Source organism: Dermacoccus sp. 147Ba, assembly GCF_004151355.1.
Lineage (GTDB): Bacteria > Actinomycetota > Actinomycetes > Actinomycetales > Dermatophilaceae > Dermacoccus > Dermacoccus abyssi.
The window spans coordinates 43,417-63,997 of record NZ_SEHL01000005.1; the positions used below are offsets into that span (position 1 = coordinate 43,417).

A 20,581-nucleotide genomic window follows, 5' to 3' on the forward strand; every position below is an offset into this window, starting at 1 on the left:
CAATGCTCCAGCTGAGACTCCTTCACCTGACCTTCATCGGTAAGAACGTAGAGCCCGCGAGCGTCGCGTTCGGCCCGGCAGTGACGCTCGTGCGTGGCCCGTCGGACACCGGCAAGTCGTTCATCGTCGACGCCATCGACTTCATGCTGGGCGCGAACGCGCTAAAGGAGATTCCCGAACGCGAGGACTACTCGACGGTGCTGCTTGGGCTTGAGTTGCCGGACACGACCGTAGTCACCCTGAGCCGGTCGGTCGACGGCGGCAACTTCGGCGTTTATTACTCAGATGTGCGCGAGGGTCCGCTCGGTGTTCCAGACGACACGTTGGCGGCGAAGCACAACCCGGTTGCGCTAGGAAACGTCTCTCGGTACCTGCTGAACGCTATCGGGCTGGACGGGCGCAAGGTTCGCAAGAATGCGCGGAACGAGACGGACAGCCTGAGTTTTCGCAACGTCGCCCACCTGTGCGTAGTTGATGAGACTCAGATGCAAGCCGAAGTGCCGCCAGCGCTGACCGGCAGTTACGTTACGAAGACGAAGGAGATGTCCGTCCTGAAGGTATTCCTTCAGGACGAGGATGACTCAAGTCTGATTCCGGTTGAGTCGAAGTCTGAGTTGGCGAAGCTCAGCAACGCCAAAGTCGACGTTGTTGACCGGCTACTCCGTGAGCTTGAGGCGCAACTATCCGATACGCCTGTGGCCTCTGACCTGCGCGACCAGCTAGCCAGGCTCAACGTCTCGATTGACCAGCAGAGCGGCTCCGTTAGCCAACTGGTTGAGCGCCGTGCCACCGTGACGAAACAGCTTGGTGACCAGCAGAGGCAGTTTGCCGCATACGAGGCAGAGTGGGGCGACGCGAACGCGCTCAAGAACCGATTCGACATCCTGAGTGAGCGGTACGCCTCTGACCTCGCCCGCCTCGCCACGGTGCGAGAGACCGGCATGCTGCTCGGCTACTTCACGGCCGGTACCTGCGTCTTCTGCGGTGCCGAGCCCGCGAACCAACATAAGAACACCGCTTGTGAGGGAGACACGACTAGCTTCGGTGCCGCGGTCGATGAGCAGGCCCGCCGCACTCGTGTACTTGCTGACGACCTTCAAGCCACAATTGCCGATGTTAACGACCGGCGTCAGGAACTCCGACAACTCGCCAGGCGGTCGGACGCGTCGCGCAAGGAACTCGAGGCGAGCCTGGTCGAACTCGAGGAGTCGCTGGCCTCGGACAACAGCGAGCTCAAGGATCTCGTCGGCAAGCGGGCATCCATCGAGCGGTTCTTGAGCCTGTATGACCAGGTGGAGGCGCTTGAGAAGATGAAGCGCATCGTCGTGGACGAGTCCACCGCTGAGACGGCTGCTGTTGCGGCGAGCGTGAGCCTGCGGGCCCAGCGCGAGTTCTCGGCCGAGTTGGCAAAGCGCCTCGCAGCGTGGGGATTCCCCACGCCGAACGATGTGCGCTACGACGCGTCGTCGCAGGATGTCGTGGCAGGAGACCAGCTGAGATCGTCACACGGTAAGGGCGTTCGTGCCATCCTTCACGCTGCGTTCACGCTGAGCCTGGCGAAGTACTGCACCGACCGGGAAATTCCGCACCCAGGTTTCGTGGTGCTTGACACGCCGGTGCTGACCTACCGGCCACCGGACCAAGACCCTTTGGCCGACGGCGAGCCGCCTCGACACGTGGTCGATGGGTTCTATCGCGATATCCAGCGGCAGGCGACAGGTCAGGTCATCGTCATGGAGAACACCGACCCGACCGAGCCGCTGGACGACCAGACGGTAGAGATCGTCTTCACGGCCAAGGAGCACGGCAGGTACGGGTTCTTCCCGGTTGACGGACTCCGAGGTGCGAAGCGGCACAGCGACCCGCGCGCCTGAATCACAAGCCGCGTCATTTCGCCGCGTGTGAGACGAGCCACGTGAGACGGCCTCGCCGACTGGCTCAGTATCCAGCCAGTTCCGACAGCTTCTTCGCGATTTCGGCGTCCCGCCCGCGCGCCACGTGCTGGTACCGGCTGGCTGCATCCGCGCTGAGGTGACCAAGACGGTCTTGGGTCTCCTTGCCCGTCGCGCCCGCCATCGCAGCCAGGACGGCTCCGGTGTGCCGAAGGTCATGGACTCGCATGGTCGACCGGCCCACAGCGTTGCGTGCCTTGATCCAGTGGCGGCGAACGGTGTTCGAGCCCACCTGACGATTGGGGTCCTTGATCGCGTGGAACAGCAGACCGTCCGGCCCTCGCGCAGCAAACTGCTCGATGTGCGCAGCGACGAGCTCAACCATGTGCGGCGGCATCGTCACGCTCCGTCCAAGGCCGTTCTTCGGCGGCCCGACGATCGGCTCCCCGCCGTCCCAGACGACTGCGCGACGCACATGGATTACGCCGCTCGCGAGGTCGATATCTCTGCGCCGCAACTCGGACAGTTCGCCGAACCGAAGTCCACACCACGCGGCGACGAGAACGAACGCGTGATACCGCTGCGGCATCTCAGCCATGAGCGCCTTGATCTCCGCAGGAGTGGCGGGGTCGATCGTGATCTGCCGTTTCGTGACGCCGGCGCTTCGGATGTTGCACGGGTTCCGCGCGAGGATGTCGTCGCGCACCGCTTCGTTGAGGATCGTGCGCAACAGGGAGTACACATGCGCGCGCTGGGTCGGGTGTTTGGGGTCCAGTCCGCTGTGCCAGGTGCGGACGACAGCGGGCGAGATGTCCCGAAGGGACATCTCGCCGAAAGCGGGCAGGAGGAAGCGGTCGAGCTGGCTGCGGTACAGCGCTCGAGTGCGGGTCTTGATGTCGCGCTGCTCGAGCCAGGTCTCGGCGTACGGCGCGAACGCCTCGGTCGTGCGCTTCACCTTCGCCCGTCGAGACTTCGCCGGCGACCACTCGTCGTTCTGGATGAGCCGCCGCTCGGCAGCCAGCCAGCCCTCGGCGTCCGCCTTGGTCTGGAACGTCGACGGCGCACGATGGAAAGCATGATCAGGAAACATGTAGTAGGCCTGGAAGTGGCCGTTCGACCGCTTGCGGATCGTCCCGAAGTCGCCCTTGGCCCGTGCCATCAGCGGCCGCCCGCGGACACATTTGGACATAACCCGGGCATAATTTGTGGTTCGCCGTGTCCTCTTGTGCCCATGACTCTCACGCGTTAGCGTGTACAGCGCCGCAGGTCAGACGCCTACGGTGCAGATCAGAGCTAAGCGCAAATCTGTCGAGTGAACAGTTCAAATCCTGTCACCCCGACCAGCGTCAGCAAGGCCCTCATCGGTTCGCCGATGGGGGCCTTCGCCGTACCCGTCCGAATGCGGGCCCAGCCGTGTGCGTCGTGGCCGCAGTGCGCAGTTGCCCGATCCCGAGGAGACGCGAGCGCGTTCGAAACCGCCGCCGAGGCGAGTTCACCGCCCTCCCAGCCGACGCGCGCACAATGCCCGCTGTGAACGAACTTCATGCCTCGTCATGGCTGACCGACTGGCGACCGGGCTCATGGGGCACCCTCTTCGTCGCAGTCGTGACGATCGGCTACGTCGCCGCCTGGATCCGCGCACGCCGACGCGGACGAGCGAACGTCTCGTGGCTCGCGTGGTTCCTGACGTTCGGTGCCGGCGGCCTCGCCTACACGCTGTGCGGCCCCGTTGAGGTGTGGTCGACGCGACTCATGTGGGTGTTCGCGCTGCAGGTCGCGCTGCTCGTCGCCGTCATCCCGACCGGCTTCGCGCTCGCGCGCCCCGTCGACGTCATCGAGGGCGCGACGGGGTCGACGGCGCTGCGTCGGATGCTCGGCGGCCGCCTCGGACGGGCGCTCATGTACCCGTTCGTCAGCTCGATCCTCGCGATGGTGAGCGTCATCGTCGTCTTCTTCACGCCCTACGGCCAGGCCGCGCTCGACTCCACGCCGATGCGCATCGTGCTCACCGTGCACCTGCTGGTCGTCGGGGTCACCGTCGTGCTGCCCCTGCTCGCCGGTGATCTGCTGCCCTCGTGGGCCGGCCCCGGCGTGCGCGTCCTGCTCGCCTGCGTCGACGGCCTGTTCGACGCGATCCCCGGCATCCTCGTCATGACGCATCACGACCTGCTCATGCCGCACTTCCCCGGCTTCGCCGCGTCCGCCGCCACCTACCGCGGCGACATGTCCGCCTCGCTCGATCAGAAGTTCGCCGGCGGAGCGCTGCTCGCCGTCGCCGAAAGTGTCGGGCTGCCCCTGCTCGCAGCCGTCTTCATCGAGTGGATGCGCGCCGACCGCGCGAGCGCCCGCCGCGCCGACGCCGAACTCGACGCCCAGTACGGCGACGGCCCCGGCACGACGACGCCGTGGTGGATCACCGCGGCGCCCGCCACGTCCGAGGGCGGCGCCGACGCGACCCCCACCTCCGAGGGCGAAACCGACGTCCCACCCGATCGAGCGTCGACGCCCTCGAGGTGACGCACACCACGATTCGGAGCGTTCTCCCAGCGTGGCTCACGGGCAATTCCCCGGATGAGTCCTTACCCTTCCTCCATGGGGTTGAACGGGACGTGGCTACCGATCGTGCTCGGCTGTGCCGCGGCGCTCGTTCTCCTCGTCATCGTCCGGGGACGCTCGTGGGGGCGCAAGCCGTGGATGCAGGCGCTGTCGCGCCTCGGCCTGACGGCACTGTTCACGACGCTCGTGCTCGCGCTCGTCGGTGCCCTGTTCAACAACGAGTACGCGTTCTACACGAGTTGGGGTGACCTGCTCGGCGACTCGCCCGAGGACACACCGCGTCACTACGGCGCGCCGACGCCGGCGCCGGCCCTCGATCAGCAGGCCCCCTCGGCGAGCGCCACCCCGACGGCGCCGACGACGCCGCAGGCCCTGCCCGCGCTGCCGCAGCCGGGTCAGCGCCTGCAGAAGTACGAGATCCCGGGCCCGAAGAACGCGGACGGGCGCCCGACCGCGTCGCGCAAGGTGTACGTCCAGCTGCCCGTGGGGTACGACCCGCACTCCGCGACGCGTCACCCCGTCATCGTCGCGATGCACGGGCTGCCGGGCAGCCCCGAGTCGTACAGCAAGCTCGACCACTTCTACGCGCGCCTCGACAAGGCCGTCAGCGACCGCCGCATCGCCGCGCCCATCGTCGTCGTGCCGCAGCTCAACCGCACCCCCGACGACGACACCGAGTGCATCGACAACCCGCACGGCCTGCAGACCGAGACGTGGCTCGCCTCGACGCTGCCGACGTGGGTGAAACACACCTTCGCCGTCGCGCCCGGGCGCGGGTCGTGGGCGACGTGGGGGTACTCCCGCGGCGGATGGTGCGCCTCGATGTTGACGATGAAGCACCCCGCGACGTTCGGCGCCGCCGTCGCCTACCAGGGCTACTTCCGTCCCCAGTTCGACGGCCACCCGCCGTTTCCCCCCAACTCGCCGCAGGCGCGCAGCTACGACCTCATCGCCCTGGAGAAGGCCAACCCCGTGCCCGTGTCGCTGTGGCTGTTCGCCTCCGACGCCGACAAGGTGAGCTACCCCTCCGTCAAGGAGTTCCTCACCGTGGTGAAGCGGCCCACCGACGTCACGGCGCGCATCGCGCAGGGCGGCGGCCACCGCCTGTCGGTGTGGACGCGCAAGATCCCGCGCTCGTTCGACTGGCTCGCCCAGGTGCAGCCCGGGTTCGCGCCGAGCTCGACGTTCCACCCACAGGGCAAGAGCCGCCTCGTCGACGGCTCGAGCTGAGGACGCCCGCTCACCCGGGCCAGGCGCCCGGAACGCCTCCGGACGGCCGGCGGCGCTGAGCACGCCCTCGCGAGCGCGCCTGCGGAGACAACCTGCGGAAAGAACCCGCGTAAAGAACGCGTCAAGACGCGACAAGGCGACCTCAAGACGAGCGGTGCGCCGCCTGGGCGGTTGCACGCTCGATCCATGATCGAAATCGTCATCGCGGGCATCATCGCCCTCGCACTGCTGGGGTACCTGCTGTACGCCCTCATCCGGCCCGAGAAGTTCTGAGGGCCGCGCACATGAACGTCACTCTTCAGGCGATCTGCATGATCGCCACCATCGCGCTGCTGCTGGCGTTCATCCACGTGCCGCTCGGCACCTGGATGTACCGCTGCTTCACGGACGAGCGTGACTGGGCGCCGGAGCGCCTCATCTACCGCGCCGTCGGCGTCGACCCGCGCGTCGAGCAGGGCTGGCGCACGTACGCGATCGCCAGCGTCATGTTCGGCGTCGCGTCCGTCGTGCTGCTGTTCGCGCTCATCATGGCGCAGGGCGTCCTGCCCTGGGGCCTGGGGCGCAGCCAGGACTGGCACACGGCCTTCAACACGGCCGTGTCGTTCACGACGAACACGAACTGGCAGAGCTACGGCGGTGAGTCGGGCGCCGGGTACACCGTCCAGATGGCCGGCCTGACCGTGCAGAACTTCGTCTCCGCCGCGACGGGCATCGCCGTCGCCGTCGCCCTGTGCCGCGCGATCGCGCGCAGCAACGCCGCGACGATCGGCAACTTCTGGGTCGACCTCGTGCGCAGCTGCACCCGCATCCTGCTGCCCATCGCGTTCGTCGGCGCGCTCGTGCTCGTCGCGGGCGGCGTCATCCAGAACCTCAGCAGCCCGCACGACGTGACGACGCTCGTCGGCGGCAGCCAGACGATCCAGGGCGGCCCCGTCGCCTCCCAGGAGGTCATCAAGCTGCTCGGCACGAACGGCGGCGGATTCTTCAACGCGAACTCGGCGCACCCGCTCGAGAACCCGAACGGGTGGACGAACCTGTTCGAGATCCTCCTCGTGCTCGCGATCCCCTTCTCCCTGCCGTGGATGTACGGCCTCATGGTCGGCGACCGGCGTCAGGGCGCCGTGTTCACGACGGCCATGGGCGCCCTGTTCACCCTGAGCGCCGGCCTCGGCATCTGGGCCGAGACGAGCGGTGCGCTCGGCTCGATGGAAGGCAAGGAGCAACGCTTCGGCATCGTCGGATCGGTACTGTTCGGCACCGCGACGACGGGCACCTCGACCGGCGCCGTCAACATGATGCACGACTCGATGAGCCCCCTCGGCGGCGGCCTCATGATGCTCAACATGATGCTCGGCGAGGTCTCGCCCGGCGGCGTCGGCACCGGCCTGTACAACATCATCATCTTCGCGCTGCTCACCGTCTTCATCGCCGGCCTCATGGTCGGGCGCACGCCCGAACTGCTCGGCAAGGCCATCGGCCGCCGCGAGATCACGTACGCGGCGCTCGCCGTCGTCGTCATGCCCGCGCTCGTGCTGGTGTTCACCGCCGCCGGCGTCGTGTTGCCCGTCGCGAAGGACGCCCTGCTCAACCACGGCCCGCACGGCCTCAGCGAGATGATGTACGCCTACACGTCGGCGTCGAACAACAACGGTTCCGCCTTCGCGGGCCTGTCGGCCGACCAGCCTTACCTCAACCTCACGCTCGCGGCGTGCATGTTCCTCGGACGCTTCCTGCCGATCGTGCTCGTGCTCGCCGTCGCCGGCGCGCTCGTCTCGCAGCAGCGACGCCCCGCCACGGCCGGCACGATGCCGACCCACGGGCCCGTCTTCACCAGTCTGCTCGTCGGCATCATCGTCATCGTCGCCGGGCTGACCTTCTTCCCCTCACTCGCTCTCGGCCCGATCGCGGAGGCCCTCTCGTGAACGCATCACTCGCCCTTACGGCCCTCGAATCGGCGCCGGACGCCTTGCGCAAGCTCGACCCGCGCCACCTCGTGCGCACCCCCGTCATCTTCGTCGTCTGGGTGGGCTCGGTGCTCACGACGGTGCTGTCGATCATCCACCCGTCGGTGTTCTCGATCTCCGTCACGATCTGGTTGTGGCTGACGATCCTGTTCGCCAACCTCGCCGAGGCCATCGCCGAAGGGCGCGGCAAGGCGCAGGCCGACACCCTGCGTCAGACCCGCGTCGACTCCATCGCCCGCCGCCTCATGCCGCACGGCGGCGAGGAGCGCGTGCCCGGCACCGAACTGCGCGTCGGCGACCGCGTCGTCGTCGAGGCCGGCGAGGTCATCCCCGGTGACGGCGACGTCGTCGACGGTGTCGCGACGGTCGACGAGTCGGCCATCACCGGTGAGTCGGCGCCCGTCATCCGCGAATCGGGTGGCGATCGCTGCGCCGTCACCGGCGGTACGACGGTGCTGTCGGACCGCATCGTCGTCGAGATCACGAGCAAGCCCGGTGAGACGTTCATCGACCACATGATCGCGCTCGTCGAGGGCGCCGAACGGCAGAAGACGCCGAACGAGATCGCCCTCGGCATCCTGCTGACGACGCTGACGATCATCTTCGTCCTCGCCGTCATGGCGATCTGGCCGATGGCGAGCTACTCGGGCCACGACATGTCGCTCGTCGTCCTCGTCGCGCTGCTCGTCTGCCTCATCCCGACGACGATCGGTGCGCTGCTGTCCGCCATCGGCATCGCCGGCATGGACCGCCTCGTGCAGCACAACGTGCTCGCGATGTCGGGGCGCGCCGTCGAGGCCGCCGGTGACGTCTCGACGCTGCTGCTCGACAAGACCGGCACGATCACCTACGGCAACCGCCGCGCCGGTGACGTCGTCCCCGTCGAGGGTGTCTCGCGCGAGGACCTCGTGCGCGCCGCGTGCCTGTCGTCGCTCGCCGACGAGACGCCGGAAGGCCGCTCGATCGTCGAATACGCTGCGGCAGAAGGGTTCACGGCGACCGAGATCCCGGACGTCGTCACCGTTCCGTTCACCGCGCAGACCCGCATGTCCGGTATCGACCTGCCCGACGGCAGCGCCATCCGCAAGGGCGCCGGCTCGGTCGTCGCCGAGTGGGTGCACGAGCTGGGCGGCCACATGGCGCACGACATCGACGCTCGCGTCGAAGCGATCAGCCAGGCCGGCGGCACGCCACTCGTCGTCGCCGAGCGTAACGCCGACGGCACCGCCCGGATGCTCGGCGTCATCCACCTCAAGGACGTCGTCAAGCCCGGCATGGCCGAGCGTTTCGCGCAGATGCGCGAGATGGGCATCCGCACCGTCATGATCACGGGCGACAACCCCCTGACGGCCGCCGCGATCGCGAAGGAGGCGGGGGTCGACGACTTCCTCGCCGAGGCGACGCCCGAGGACAAGATGCGCCTCATCAAGGCCGAGCAGGAAGGCGGACGTCTCGTCGCGATGACCGGTGATGGCACGAACGACGCGCCGGCCCTCGCGCAAGCCGACGTCGGCGTCGCGATGAACACAGGCACGTCGGCGGCGAAGGAGGCCGGCAACATGGTCGACCTCGACTCCGACCCGACGAAGCTCATCGACGTCGTCGCCATCGGCAAGCAACTGCTCATCACCCGCGGAGCGCTGACGACGTTCTCGATCGCCAACGACGTCGCGAAGTACTTCGCGATCATCCCCGCGATGTTCGTCGTCATCTTCCCGGGCCTGAGCAAGCTCAACATCATGCACCTGCACAGCCCCGAGTCGGCGATGCTGTCGGCGGTCATCTTCAACGCCCTCGTCATCGTCGCGCTCATCCCGCTCTCGCTCAAGGGCGTGGCGTACCGCCCGCTCGGTGCCGCCGCGATGCTGCGCCGCAACCTGCTCGTCTACGGCGTCGGTGGCGTCATCGCACCCTTCGTGGGCATCAAGCTCATCGACCTCGTCCTGTCCGTCATCCCGGGAGTGAAGTGACATGTTCGTTCTCCGTCAGAGTTGGGCCGCGCTGCGTGCGCTCCTCGTCCTCACCGTCGTCCTCGGCATCGCCTACCCGCTGCTCGTCACGGGCGTGGCGCGGGCGATGCCGGCCCGGGCGGACGGCTCGATCGTCCGCGCCGAGGGTCGCGAGGTGGGTTCCAGTCTCATCGGCCAGCCCACGAGCGACGCGAAGTGGTTCGCGGCGCGCCCGTCCGCCGTCGACGCCCCCGGCGCCGAGAGCGGCGGCTCGAACCTCGGCCAGAACGCCGACGAGCAGAAGAAGGCGATCACCGAGCGCCGTGCGGCGCTGACGAAGGCCAACCCGAACGCGACGGGCCCGATCCCGTACGACGCCCTCACCGCGAGCGGCAGCGGCGTCGACCCGGACATCAGCGTCGCCTATGCCCGCTGGCAGGCACCGCGGATCGCCGCGGCCCGCGGGATGAGCGTCGCCGACGTCGAGAAGGTCATCGACGCCCACATCGAGAAGCCGGCCCTCGGCTACCTCGGCGCCGAACGGGTCAACGTGCTCGACCTCAACGTCGCACTCGCGCAACGCGCTGCTCGCTGAGCGGGCGGAAACCGCGACGGCAGAAGAAGATGGACGCATGACACGAGGCACGTTGCGCATCTACCTCGGTGCGGCCCCCGGCGTCGGCAAGACCATGGCGATGCTCGCCGAGGGCCGACGCCGGGCCGGGCGGGGAACGGACGTCGTCGTCGGTTTCTGCGAGACCCACGGGCGCACGGCGACGGCCGTCGCGCTCGAGGGCCTCGAGGTCATGCCGCGACTGCGGCGCGAGTACCGGGGCGCGACGCTCGAGGAGATGGACCTCGACGCCGTGCTCCGGCGCGCGCCGCAGGTCGCGCTCGTCGACGAACTCGCCCACACCAACGTGCCGGGCGGCCGCCACGAGAAGCGGTGGCAGGACGTCGAGGACCTGCTCGCGGCGGGCATCGACGTCGTCTCCACCGTCAACATCCAGCACCTCGAATCGCTCAACGACGCGGCGTTCGCCATCACCGGCGTGCTGCAGCGCGAGACGGTGCCAGATGTCGTCGTCCGGCGCGCCGAGCAGGTCGAACTCATCGACATGGCGCCCGAGGCACTGCGTCGGCGGATGGCGCACGGCAACGTCTACAAGCCGGAGAAGGTCGACGCGGCGCTCGCCAACTACTTCCGCCAGGGCAACCTGACGGCCCTGCGCGAGCTCGCGCTGCTGTGGCTCGCCGACCGCGTCGAGGAGAGCCTGACGGCCTACCGCAGCGACCATGACATCGTCGGTACGTGGCCGACACGTCACCGTGTCGTCGTCGCACTCTCCGGTGGGCGCGAGGGCGCGACGCTGCTGCGCCGCGCCGCCCGCATTGCCGCGCGCGGCAGCGGCGGCGAGATGCACGCCGTCTTCGTCGTGCGCGACGACGGCCTGCGCACCGCCGAGGCCGACGTCGTCAGCGGCCTGCGGCGCCTCACCGAAGAGCTCGGCGGGACGTTCCACACCGTCAGCGGGCCCGACGCGGCCGAGGCCGTCCTGCACTACGCGCGCGGCGTCAACGCCGACCAGATCGTCGTCGGCCTCAGCCGGCGCTCGCGGGCCCAGGCGATGCTGCGTCCCGGCACGGGCGAGCGCATCATCGCGGGTTCGGGCGAGGACATCGACGTCCACGTCGTCACCCACGAGCTCGCGCACGTGGGCTCGTCACCGACCGAACGCGAGGGGTTGTCGACGCGCCGGGTGCGGCTCGGCTTCCTCACCTCGGTGACCGCCCCGGCGCTGCTGAGCGCCCTGCTCGTGCCGCTGCGCTCCGGTGTCGGGCTGCCGCTCATCGTGCAGCTGTACCTGCTGCTCACCGTGGTCGTCGCGCTCATCGGCGGGATGGCGCCCGCGATCACGGCCGGTGCGCTGTCGTCCCTGCTCATCAACTGGTTCTTCACCCCGCCCATCGGCACGCTGACGATCTCCGACCCACAGAACGTCGTCGCGCTCGTGCTCTTCGTCGTCATCGGCGCCGCCGTCTCGCTCGTCGTCCACGCGAGCGCCCGCCGGGCCGCCGACGTCAGCGCCTCGCACCAGGAGGCGACGGCGCTCGCCGAACTCAGCCACACGATGCTGTCCTCCGCCGACCAGTTCGCGCTGCTGCTCACGCGCTCGCTCGAGATGTTCGACCAGGACGCGGCGGCCGTAGTGCGCACCCGCGGGCCGGGTCGCAGCGTCATCGCCTCGACGGACGGCTACAGCGACGTCGCCGCGCAGGCGCTACCGCGCGAGAAGACGACGGTCGAGCGCATCGACGACGAGCACGACCTCGTCCTCGTGGAACGCCCCGTCCCCGCCGAGCGGCAGCGGCTGCTGGGGGCGTACGCGATGCACGCGGCGGCCGTGCTGCACCGTCGAGCGCTGCTCGACCTCGCCGAGTCGGCCGACACCCTCGCGCGCGACAACAAGGCGCGCACCGCGCTGCTGTCCGCCGTCTCCCACGATTTGCGCACGCCCCTGGCCGGCATCAAGGCCGCCGTCGGCAGCCTGCGCAGCGGCGAGGTGACGTTCTCGCCGGAGGACCAGGCGGAACTGCTCGAAGCCGTCGAGACGTCGGCCGATCGCCTCGATGCGCTCATCGGCAACCTGCTCGACGCCTCACGGCTGCAGACCGGCGCGCTCGTCGCGAACCCGCGCGAGATCGACCTCGCCGAGGTCGTCACACCCGCGGTGCGCGCCCTCGAGACACCCGATCGCGTCACCTGGCACCTCGACGACGCCGCGCGCCACGTCGTCGCCGACCCCGGCCTGCTCGACCGCGTCCTCGCGAACGTCCTCGAGAACGCCCTGCGTCACGGCGGCAGCGACGGCGTCGTCGTGACGACGAGTACGCTCGGCCCGCGCGTCGAACTACGCGTCGCCGACCACGGCCCCGGCATCCCCGACGAGGCGCGCGAAGAGATATTCCGGCCTTTCCAGCGCTACGGCGACGCACCCGCGGGTGACGGCATCGGGCTCGGTCTCGCCGTCGCGCGCGGCCTGACGGAGGCAATGGGCGGCATGCTGGAGGCGGAGACCACTCCCGGTGGAGGTGTCACGATGGTCATCGTCCTGCCGGCCGTGGCGAACGCAGCGGGTGCGACGAGCGAGGCCGAGCCCGGCGCTGAATCGGAACCCGAGTCGGCGCCCGAGGCCCGGCCCCAGGACGCTGAGGCCGACCAGCCGGTCGATACCCGGTTCGCAGACGCAACCACGCGCGGTGACTCATGAATGAACGAGTGCTCGTCGTCGACGACGACCCGACGATCGCGCGGACGCTGCGCATCAACCTCAAGGCGCGCGGCTTGGACGTCGAGACCGTCGGGTGCGGCCTCGATGCGCTCAGCACGTGCGCAGACGCGATGCCCGACCTCGTCGTCCTCGACCTCGGCCTGCCCGACCTCGACGGCGTCGAGGTGCTGCGCCGACTGCGTCAGAGCTCGAGCGTGCCTGTCATCGTGCTGTCGGCTCGTCAGGAAGCCGATGACAAGGTCGAGGCGCTCGACGAGGGTGCCGACGACTACGTGACGAAACCGTTCGGCATCGAGGAGCTCATGGCGCGCGTGCGGGCCGCGCTGCGGCGAGGCGGCGCCGAACCGTCCGGCCCGGCGCCCGTCGTCACCGCGGACTTCTCGCTCGACTTCACGACGTACGAGGCGAGCGGGCCGACGGGGGCCGTCCACCTCACGCCGACGGAATGGCGCCTGCTCGCCGAACTCGCGCGCCACCGCGGGCGCGTCGTGCCGCACGAGCAACTGCTGCGCGCCGTGTGGGGGCCGCAGTACGGGCGCGAGTCGAACTACCTGCGCGTCTACTGCGGGCAGCTGCGTCGCAAGCTCGAACCCGAACCGTCCCGCCCGCGCTGGATCATCACCGAACCCGGCATCGGCTACGTGCTGCGCTGACGCGCCGCGCAGGGCTCGTCAGTGCGCCTTCGCCGTCAGCGTGATGAGTGTCGCCTCGGGACGGCAGGCGAAGCGCACGGGCGTGTACTTGTTGTGTCCGAGCCCGGCGGAGACGTGCAGCCACGCCGCGTCGTCGGGCGTGGCGGACGACGGCAGCGCGGTGCGGCGCCGTTCGCGCGCCGTAGCCTCCGAGCGCGAGACCGAGTCGTTGTGCACGCGGTGGGCGTCGAGGACGTCGAAGCGCTCGCCGATCTCGGCGGCGGAGCCGAGGGGCGAGCCGCCCGGTGCGAGCGCACCCGGCCCGATCGGCACGGCCAGCGTCGAGTCGACGCCGGACGCGCCGGGCCACCAGCGCGAGACGCCCTTGACGCGCGAGGTGTCGAGGTCGCAGTTCGTCACGAGCGCGCCGTGGAACGGCACGCACAGCTGCCCGCCGTGCGTGTGACCGGCGATGACGGCGTCCGCGCCGTCGGCCGTCATCGCGTCGAGCACGCGCGTGTACGGCGCGTGGACGACGCCGATCGTCGCGGCCACCTCACCTCGGCGCGACGCGGCCTCGGCGGACACCGTGTCGTACTCGTCGTACTCAAGATGCGGATCGTCGACGCCGACGAGTTCGAGCGGAACCCCCGCCACCTCGACTCGCTCGCGTCGATGGGTGAGGTCGAGCCATCCGCCCCCGGTGAACCCGGAACGCAGCGGCTCGACATCGAACCTGCCCACGCCCATCTCCTCGCCCTTCGCGTGCGAGTCGTCGAAGTAGCGCAGCGGGTTCTTCAGCTTCGGGTAGAAGTAGTCGTTCGAGCCGAAGACGAACGCGCCGGGGAACGCCATGAGCGGTTCCATCGCGCGCAGCGCCGATGGGATGGCGTCCTCGTCACTGAGGTTGTCACCGGTGTTGATGACGAAGTCGGGCTCCAGACGGGCCAGCTCGCGCACCCACTGAATACGTCGCTCCTGACGCGGCACGATGTGAAGGTCGCTCACGTGCAGCACCCGTAGCGGAGCACTGCCGGGCGCGAGCACCGGCATCTCGAACCGGCGCAACGCGTACCAGTTGCGCTCGACGAGCGTGCCCCACGCGAGTGCCCCGACGCCTGCGGCCACCGCGCCTGCGGCGGTGCGGAGGGCGGCGTTCGAGGTCGAGGGGCGGTGAAAACTCATGCCGGGATTCTCTCACCGGGGTGAAAGAATGGCCCCATGAGCGAATCCTTCAAGGCCCGACTGCAGAGCGACCTCACCGACGCGATCCGTGAGCGGGACGGCGTGCGCAGCTCCACCCTGCGGATGGTCCTCACGGCCGTCTCGAACGCGGAGGTGGCTGGCAAGGAGCACCGCGACCTCACCGACGACGAGGTCATGGCCGTCGTCGTCAAGGAGGCGAAGAAGCGCCGCGAGGCCGCCGACGCGTTCATCGGCGCCGGGCGCACCGAGCTCGCCGAGAAGGAGCAGGCCGAGCTCGCCTGCCTCGAGGGCTACCTGCCCAAGCAGCTGTCCGACGAGGAGATCGACGCCGTCGTGGCCGAGGCCGTCGCCGCCACCGGAGCGTCCGGCATGAAGGACATGGGCAAGGTCATGGGCGTCGTGAAGCCCAAGATCGGCGACCAGGCCGAGGGTGGTCGCGTCGCTGCCGCCGTCAAGAAGGCTCTTGCCTGACGCACGCTCCTGGATACGCGCGAAGGCCCCGCACCGATCGGTGCGGGGCCTTCGTGGTTTCGGCCGGTCAGGCGCTGCGGTTGATGCCGGCAGCGACCTCGTCGGCGCGAGCCATCTTGAAGAGCGTGGTCCACGACTTCACGTCAGGGCGACGGCGCAGCAACGCGCGACGCTCACGTTCCGTCATGCCGCCCCAGACGCCGTACTCGGTGCGGTTGTCGAGCGCGTCCGCGAGGCATTCCGCGACGACCGGGCAACGCTGGCAGATCACCTTCGCCGTCTGCTGAGCAGCCCCCTTGGCGAAGAGATCGTCCGGCGCGGTGGCCGCGCACTGGGCGCGAGCCGCCCAGTTCTCGTCCCAGACGGGCGTCTGGGTTTCCTCGGTCATGATCGTCATCTGTGCCTCCCCTGTTGGTGCGGATGACGCTGTGGCGTAGACCACGTCGTTGTTGAGCTATACGCAGACTAGGCAAAGTTACTGACGAGTTTCCATATTCTCGGTGTGCTAAATCGAAGTAGTACATCCGTGACGGGCCCCCTGGGATCGGGTCGGGCACGCCGCACCTGCCTCGCCGAGATTCTCAGGTGACCCCGATACTCTGGCCGGTATGCGTGGAAAGCCCTCTGCCGCAGCGGTCCGTCCGGCTGCGAAGAAGAAGCGCCGGAGCAATTCGACGACGAGCAACGTCCTCAGTCTGCTCGGCGCCTTCGTCGCGACCTCTGTGGCCCTCGGTCTGCTCCTGGCAGGCGTTCTCCTGCCGGTCACCGGCATGGGTGGCGCGGGCGTCAAGAGCGGCGTCAAGATGTTCAACAACATCCCGTCCGAGTTCGCCGAGAACGCTCTGAGCCAGCAGTCCAAGATCCTGGCGAAGGACGGCAGCGTCATCGCGACCCCGTACGACGAGAACCGCATCGTCGTCGCGAGCAGTGCCATCCCGAAGGTCATGAAAGACGCCCAGGTGGCCATCGAGGACGAACGCTTCTACCAGCACGGGGCCCTCGACAAGAGAGGTATCGCGCGAGCCATCGCGTCGAACCTGTTCTCCTCGAGCACCCAGGGCGCCTCGACCCTGACGCAGCAGTACGTCAAGGTGGCGGCCCAGCGTCAGGCGCTGGAAAGTGGTGACAAGGAGGCCGCCAAGGAGGCGGTCGCCCAGAGCGGTGCGAAGGCTTACATCCGCAAGCTCAAGCAGCTCAAGTACGCCGTCGACCTCGAGAAGACGCACACCAAGGACCAGATCCTCACGAGCTACCTCAACCTCGTCTACTTCGGTCAGCTCCAGTACGGCGTCGAAGCGGCATCGCGCCACTACTTCGGGCACCCGGCCAAGGACCTGACGATCGCCGAAGCGGCCACGCTCGCCGGTGTCGTCAACCTGCCGGACGCCACCAACCCCGTGAAGAACCCCGAGGCGGCCGTCAAGCGTCGCAACATCGGTATCCAGAAGATGATCGACCAGGGCTTCATCACGGAGGCACAGGGCCGCAAGGCGATCAACTCGCCGCTCAACCTCAAGCTCAAGGAGAACTCCTCGGGTGGTTGCGCCACGAGCAAGTACCCCTACTACTGCGACTACGTGACGCAGTGGATTGCGCAGCAGCCTGCCCTCGGCAAGACGCGCAAGGAGCGCCTCGGCAAGCTTCGTACCGGCGGCCTCGTCATTCAGACGTCGCTCGACCCGAAGAAGATGGCCGCGCTCGACTCCAACCTCAAGAAGCGCGTGCCCGTCGAGAACGGCGCCGACGTCCAGGCCGCCGGCGTCATCATCGAACCCGGCACGGGTTACGTCGAGGCCATGGCGCAGAACACGAAGTACTCCGTCGCGGGTACGGATTCGTTCAACACCTCGGTCAACTATCCGCGCTCCGGGTTCCCGATCGGATCGACGGCGAAGATCTTCGCCATCGTCGAGGCCATGCACCAGGGCCGCGCGGTCGACTCGACGGTCAACGTTCCTCGCATGAACAGCACCAAGGAAGGGCGCCCGGTCTACAACTTCACCTCGCAGAACTTCCCGGGCAAGTGCGGTCAGGGCCGCGGCGTGTGGTCGGTCGGCAACGACCACCAGGTGCCCGCCGGTCCGATGTCCTTGTCCAAGGCCACGGCTGAGTCGGTGAACACGGCGTTCGGTGTGCTCGTCGCTCAGCTCGGTCCGTGCAATGTCCGCGACGCCTACAAGCGTCTCGGCGTCTATGCGTCCGACTTCAAGAGCGGCGGCTGGTCCGAGATCAACCCCGACCCCTCCTCGATCGTGCTCGGCTCCGGTTCGTCGAGCCCGGTCATGATGGCGAACGCCTTCGCCACTGTCGCGGCCGACGGCAAGTACTGCGCACCGCGCCCGGTCATCTCGATCAAGCAGGCGAACGGTCGCCCGGTGAAGCTCGCGCCGAACCCGTGCAAGCAGGCCATGCCGGCCGAAGAGGCGCGCGGAGTCGCCAAGATCTTCAAGTCGGTTCTCGGCCCGGACGGTACGGCCAAGTCGGCTGCTCTTGCCGAGGGGCGTCAGGCCTTCGGCAAGACGGGTACCGTCGACGGCTCGTTGCACACCTGGTTCGTCGGTTCGACCCCGCAGTACTCGACGGCGATCTGGGTCGGACGCGGTGGCGAGAACACCAACCCGATCAAGAACGTCACCATCGGCCCCAAGCACGTCGGTAACTTCCTCTACGGTGGCGACATCGCCGCGCCGGTGTGGAAGGAAACGATGGACGCCATCAGCAAGGGTCTTCCGAAGAAGGCGTTCCCCGAGCCGGGCTCGGGCGTCATCAAGGGCGATCAGATCACCGTCCCGCAGCTCAAGGGCCGCAGCGAGGCGGATGCGAAGGCCGAACTCGCGCGTCTGAAGCTGCAGACCACGGTGGTCAAGCAGGACTCGGGCGAGGTCTCTTCCGGCCAGGTCTGGAAGACCGATCCCGCAGGTGGTCAGAAGATTGGCGAGGGCAAGAAGGTCACTCTGTACATCAAGCCCTGACCGGCACGAGCGAAGCCCGCTCCACACGAGATGTGGGGCGGGCTTCGTCGTCCCCGAACAGGGTCTGCGGGCTACGGTGGGGGCATGCAGAAATGGGAATACTTCACCGCGCCGATCATGATTCACGCGACGCAGCAGATCCTCAACAACTTCGGTGAGGACGGCTGGGAGCTCGTTCAGATCGTTCCCGGCCCCGACGGCAACGGCCTCGTCGGCTACTTCAAGCGTCCGAAGGCCTGACCGGCGATGGCTCAGGTCGAGCAGAACCTCGCGAAGCTCGGGCTGGAGGTGCCCGAGGTTGCCAAGCCGGTGGCTGACTACGTCCCCGCGCTGCGCGAGGGCAACCTCGTCTACACCTCGGGTCAGCTGCCGATGGTGGCGGGCAACCTCGCCGCCACGGGCAAGGTCGGTGCCGACGTCACGCCCGAGCAGGCCGCCGAACTCGCGCGCACGTGTGCCCTCAACGCCATCGCCGCCGTCAAGAGTGTCGTCGGTGACCTCGACACGGTGACGCGCGTCGTCAAGGTCGTCGGCTTCGTGGCCAGCGACCCCTCCTTCACCGGTCAGCCCGGTGTCATCAACGGCGCCTCCGAGCTGCTCGGTGCGGCGTTCGGTGACGCCGGTGTCCACGCCCGTTCGGCTGTGGGCGTCGCGGTACTCCCGCTCGACGCGCCGGTCGAGGTCGAGATCACGGTCGCCGTCGCCGACTGATGAGCGACATCCCGAGGCAGCCTCGCGACTTCCCGATCGGTCCCTTCGCCGAGGCAGCCGAGCGCTGGTTCGACGACACGCAACCGCGCCCGGAGCCGACAGTTCCGGCGCAGGCCGCCACCGTCCTGTTGGTGCGCGGTGAGCCCGTCGAGGTCTTCATGATCGAACGCGCCGCGACGATGGATTTCGCGCCGTCCACCTGGGTCTTCCCGGGTGGACGCGTCGACCCCGCCGACCTCGGCGTCGACGACGCTCCGGCGCACCGCCTGCGCAGCCCCGCGGGTGGCGAGCAGGCGTGGGCCGATCGGCTCGGCGTCGGGCACGACGAGGCGCTCAGTGTGCTCGTGTGCGCGTTGCGCGAGCTGTTCGAGGAGGCCGGAGTGCTTCTCGCGTCCGAGGGGGACGGCGACGCGATCGTCGATGTCGCCACCGACGAGTGGAGGGCGCGCCGCACTCAGGTCGAGGCTCACGAGGTCTCGTTCACCGAGGCTGCTGCGGGCCTGACGCTGCGTGGAGACCTCGTCGAGGCCGTCGACCGGTGGATCACGCCCGCGTTCGAGAGCCGCCGCTTCGACACCTGGTTCCTCACGGCGCTGCTGCCGGACGGTGCCACTGCCGATGCCGTGTCGCGTGAGTCGCAGCGAGGTCAGTGGGTTCGGCCCGAAGCCATGCTGGCAGAAGCCGAGGCTGGGCGAGCCCGCCTCCTGCCCCCGACGCGCACGGCGCTCGAGCGCCTCTCCCGGGCGACGAGTGCCACCGAGGCGCTCGAGCAGGCACGCGGCTTCCACTTCCTCCCCACGCGCCCCGAACTGCTGAAGGGCCCCGACGGGCCCTACCTTCACGCGGAGGTGAACCTGTGACCGATCAACTCGACCGACTCCCCGGCAGTGTGCGGCACCTGCGCTGCGACAACCCCGGCCCGATGACGCTCAGCGGCACGAACACGTATGTCATCGCCCTGGAGGAAGCTTCGGGCGGGGACGGCTCGCTCGTCGCCGTCGTCGACCCGGGGCCCGAGGACGCCGGCCACCGTGACGCGATCATGGACGCCGTGCGGGGCGCCGAGGCCACGCGTGTCGTCGTGCTGCTCACCCACCACCACGACGACCACGAGGGCGGTGCGAGCGCGCTCGTCGAGGCGCTTCGTGGGCGCGGCCTCGCGGTCGCGTTGCGTGGCGGCTCGGGTGGCGACGCCTTCACCGACGGCGAGATGATCGGCGACCTCCAGGTGCTGCTCGCGCCGGGCCACACGCGCGATTCAGCCGCCTTCGTCCTCCAGCGCGACGGCGTCGGCGTCCTCTTCAGCGGCGACACGATTCTCGGCGAGGGCAGCAGCTTCGTCGCCTACCCCGACGGCGATCTCACGGCCTACCTCGCCACGCTCGACGTCCTCATGGCGCTCGTCGCGCAGGCGGGGGAGCGAGTCGTCGTCCTGGCGCCGGGGCACGGACCTGTCGGAGCCGACGCCGCTCCCGTCGTCGAGCGATACCGCGCCCACCGTCAGGAGCGCCTCGACGAGGTGCGGACCGTGCTGGCCGACGTCGACTCCGAGAATGGCGACTCGCCGGCGCAGGGTGACGAGCTCGTCGGCCCCGTCGTGGACGGCGCCTACAGCGACATCGGCCCGCAGCTGCGCCCGGCGGTGGAGGCCGTCGTCAAGGCGCAGCTGGCCCATCTCGGCCGCCTCTGAGAACAGCCCCACGAC

General features: G+C 68.8%; 18 protein-coding genes. 15 read left to right on the forward strand and 3 right to left on the reverse strand.

What is annotated here, in order from left to right; genetic code table 11:
* The first annotated feature begins 2 nt into the window (after window positions 1-2).
* Window positions 3-1,874 carry a hypothetical protein gene (locus tag EVU97_RS07775; protein WP_129664855.1) on the forward strand — a complete coding sequence of 624 codons (1,872 nt, stop codon included), beginning with the start codon at window positions 3-5 and terminating at the stop codon, window positions 1,872-1,874.
* 64 nt (window positions 1,875-1,938) lie between these two features.
* On the opposite strand, the gene EVU97_RS07780 is transcribed toward EVU97_RS07775, so the two are convergent.
* A complete protein-coding gene (locus tag EVU97_RS07780; protein ID WP_129664857.1) occupies window positions 1,939-3,051 on the reverse strand; it encodes a site-specific integrase in 1,113 nt (370 codons plus the stop codon).
* Window positions 3,052-3,422: 371 nt separating this feature from the next.
* Here EVU97_RS07780 and EVU97_RS07785 point away from each other — a divergent pair, with 371 nt between their 5' ends.
* From EVU97_RS07785 to EVU97_RS07820, 8 genes are all read left to right on the forward strand, one after another.
* Window positions 3,423-4,409 carry a cytochrome c oxidase assembly protein gene (locus EVU97_RS07785; protein WP_165357916.1) on the forward strand — a complete coding sequence of 329 codons (987 nt, stop codon included), beginning with the start codon at window positions 3,423-3,425 and terminating at the stop codon, window positions 4,407-4,409.
* 75 nt (window positions 4,410-4,484) lie between these two features.
* Window positions 4,485-5,678, forward strand: coding sequence for an esterase family protein (locus EVU97_RS07790; protein ID WP_165357917.1), 1,194 nt, complete (start codon window positions 4,485-4,487; stop codon window positions 5,676-5,678).
* Window positions 5,679-5,849: 171 nt separating this feature from the next.
* Entirely contained in the window at window positions 5,850-5,951 is a 102-nt protein-coding gene (gene kdpF / locus EVU97_RS07795; protein WP_197079011.1) for a K(+)-transporting ATPase subunit F, read from the forward strand.
* An 11-nt stretch (window positions 5,952-5,962) separates the two neighbouring features.
* Window positions 5,963-7,600 carry a potassium-transporting ATPase subunit KdpA gene (kdpA, locus tag EVU97_RS07800; RefSeq protein WP_129664863.1) on the forward strand — a complete coding sequence of 546 codons (1,638 nt, stop codon included), beginning with the start codon at window positions 5,963-5,965 and terminating at the stop codon, window positions 7,598-7,600.
* Entirely contained in the window at window positions 7,597-9,612 is a 2,016-nt protein-coding gene (gene kdpB, locus EVU97_RS07805) for a potassium-transporting ATPase subunit KdpB (RefSeq protein ID WP_129664865.1), read from the forward strand. Before kdpA ends, kdpB begins: the two co-directional genes overlap by 4 nt.
* Before the next feature lies 1 nt (window position 9,613).
* Window positions 9,614-10,186: a potassium-transporting ATPase subunit KdpC gene (gene kdpC, locus EVU97_RS07810; RefSeq protein ID WP_129664867.1), complete on the forward strand. Its 573-nt coding sequence runs from the start codon at window positions 9,614-9,616 to the stop codon at window positions 10,184-10,186.
* 37 nt (window positions 10,187-10,223) lie between these two features.
* Window positions 10,224-12,863 carry an ATP-binding protein gene (locus EVU97_RS07815; protein WP_129664869.1) on the forward strand — a complete coding sequence of 880 codons (2,640 nt, stop codon included), beginning with the start codon at window positions 10,224-10,226 and terminating at the stop codon, window positions 12,861-12,863.
* A complete protein-coding gene (locus EVU97_RS07820; RefSeq protein WP_129664871.1) occupies window positions 12,860-13,537 on the forward strand; it encodes a response regulator in 678 nt (225 codons plus the stop codon). The genes EVU97_RS07815 and EVU97_RS07820 overlap by 4 nt, the downstream gene beginning before the upstream one ends.
* Window positions 13,538-13,555: 18 nt before the next feature.
* Here EVU97_RS07820 and EVU97_RS07830 read toward each other — a convergent pair whose 3' ends face one another.
* A complete protein-coding gene (locus tag EVU97_RS07830; RefSeq protein WP_240730159.1) occupies window positions 13,556-14,701 on the reverse strand; it encodes a metallophosphoesterase in 1,146 nt (381 codons plus the stop codon).
* A 36-nt stretch (window positions 14,702-14,737) separates the two neighbouring features.
* On the opposite strand from EVU97_RS07830, the gene EVU97_RS07835 reads away from it, so the two are divergent.
* The gene (locus tag EVU97_RS07835; RefSeq protein ID WP_047312495.1) at window positions 14,738-15,193 is read left to right on the forward strand and encodes a GatB/YqeY domain-containing protein; all 456 of its coding nucleotides are present in this window, start codon (window positions 14,738-14,740) and stop codon (window positions 15,191-15,193) included.
* Window positions 15,194-15,260: 67 nt separating this feature from the next.
* Here the strand turns inward: EVU97_RS07835 and EVU97_RS07840 are convergent, their stop codons facing one another.
* Window positions 15,261-15,590: a WhiB family transcriptional regulator gene (locus tag EVU97_RS07840; RefSeq protein WP_047312494.1), complete on the reverse strand. Its 330-nt coding sequence runs from the start codon at window positions 15,588-15,590 to the stop codon at window positions 15,261-15,263.
* A gap of 211 nt (window positions 15,591-15,801) precedes the next feature.
* Here EVU97_RS07840 and EVU97_RS07845 point away from each other — a divergent pair, with 211 nt between their 5' ends.
* From EVU97_RS07845 to EVU97_RS07865, 5 genes are all read left to right on the forward strand, one after another.
* Window positions 15,802-18,165: a transglycosylase domain-containing protein gene (locus EVU97_RS07845; protein ID WP_052947110.1), complete on the forward strand. Its 2,364-nt coding sequence runs from the start codon at window positions 15,802-15,804 to the stop codon at window positions 18,163-18,165.
* Window positions 18,166-18,249: 84 nt separating this feature from the next.
* Window positions 18,250-18,405, forward strand: a complete 156-nt coding sequence (locus EVU97_RS07850) for a DUF4177 domain-containing protein (RefSeq protein WP_118914533.1) — start codon at window positions 18,250-18,252, stop codon at window positions 18,403-18,405.
* Window positions 18,406-18,411: 6 nt separating this feature from the next.
* A complete protein-coding gene (locus EVU97_RS07855; RefSeq protein WP_129664873.1) occupies window positions 18,412-18,876 on the forward strand; it encodes a RidA family protein in 465 nt (154 codons plus the stop codon).
* Window positions 18,876-19,736 (forward strand): NUDIX domain-containing protein, encoded by an 861-nt coding sequence (locus EVU97_RS07860; protein WP_129664875.1) that lies wholly within the window; start codon window positions 18,876-18,878, stop codon window positions 19,734-19,736. The genes EVU97_RS07855 and EVU97_RS07860 overlap by 1 nt, the downstream gene beginning before the upstream one ends.
* Window positions 19,733-20,566 carry an MBL fold metallo-hydrolase gene (locus EVU97_RS07865; protein WP_129664877.1) on the forward strand — a complete coding sequence of 278 codons (834 nt, stop codon included), beginning with the start codon at window positions 19,733-19,735 and terminating at the stop codon, window positions 20,564-20,566. The genes EVU97_RS07860 and EVU97_RS07865 overlap by 4 nt, the downstream gene beginning before the upstream one ends.
* The last annotated feature ends 15 nt before the right edge of the window (window positions 20,567-20,581 follow it).

Coding starts and splice junctions, on each gene's coding strand:
- EVU97_RS07775 (WP_129664855.1), top strand. CDS start 3: ATGCTCCAGCTGAGACTCCTTCACCTGACCTTCATCGGTAAGAACGTA.
- EVU97_RS07780 (WP_129664857.1), bottom strand. CDS start 3,051: ATGGCACGGGCCAAGGGCGACTTCGGGACGATCCGCAAGCGGTCGAAC.
- EVU97_RS07790 (WP_165357917.1), top strand. CDS start 4,485: ATGGGGTTGAACGGGACGTGGCTACCGATCGTGCTCGGCTGTGCCGCG.
- kdpA (WP_129664863.1), top strand. CDS start 5,963: ATGAACGTCACTCTTCAGGCGATCTGCATGATCGCCACCATCGCGCTG.
- kdpC (WP_129664867.1), top strand. CDS start 9,614: ATGTTCGTTCTCCGTCAGAGTTGGGCCGCGCTGCGTGCGCTCCTCGTC.
- EVU97_RS07815 (WP_129664869.1), top strand. CDS start 10,224: ATGACACGAGGCACGTTGCGCATCTACCTCGGTGCGGCCCCCGGCGTC.
- EVU97_RS07820 (WP_129664871.1), top strand. CDS start 12,860: ATGAATGAACGAGTGCTCGTCGTCGACGACGACCCGACGATCGCGCGG.
- EVU97_RS07830 (WP_240730159.1), bottom strand. CDS start 14,701: ATGAGTTTTCACCGCCCCTCGACCTCGAACGCCGCCCTCCGCACCGCC.
- EVU97_RS07835 (WP_047312495.1), top strand. CDS start 14,738: ATGAGCGAATCCTTCAAGGCCCGACTGCAGAGCGACCTCACCGACGCG.
- EVU97_RS07840 (WP_047312494.1), bottom strand. CDS start 15,590: ATGACGATCATGACCGAGGAAACCCAGACGCCCGTCTGGGACGAGAAC.
- EVU97_RS07845 (WP_052947110.1), top strand. CDS start 15,802: ATGCGTGGAAAGCCCTCTGCCGCAGCGGTCCGTCCGGCTGCGAAGAAG.
- EVU97_RS07850 (WP_118914533.1), top strand. CDS start 18,250: ATGCAGAAATGGGAATACTTCACCGCGCCGATCATGATTCACGCGACG.
- EVU97_RS07855 (WP_129664873.1), top strand. CDS start 18,412: ATGGCTCAGGTCGAGCAGAACCTCGCGAAGCTCGGGCTGGAGGTGCCC.
- EVU97_RS07860 (WP_129664875.1), top strand. CDS start 18,876: ATGAGCGACATCCCGAGGCAGCCTCGCGACTTCCCGATCGGTCCCTTC.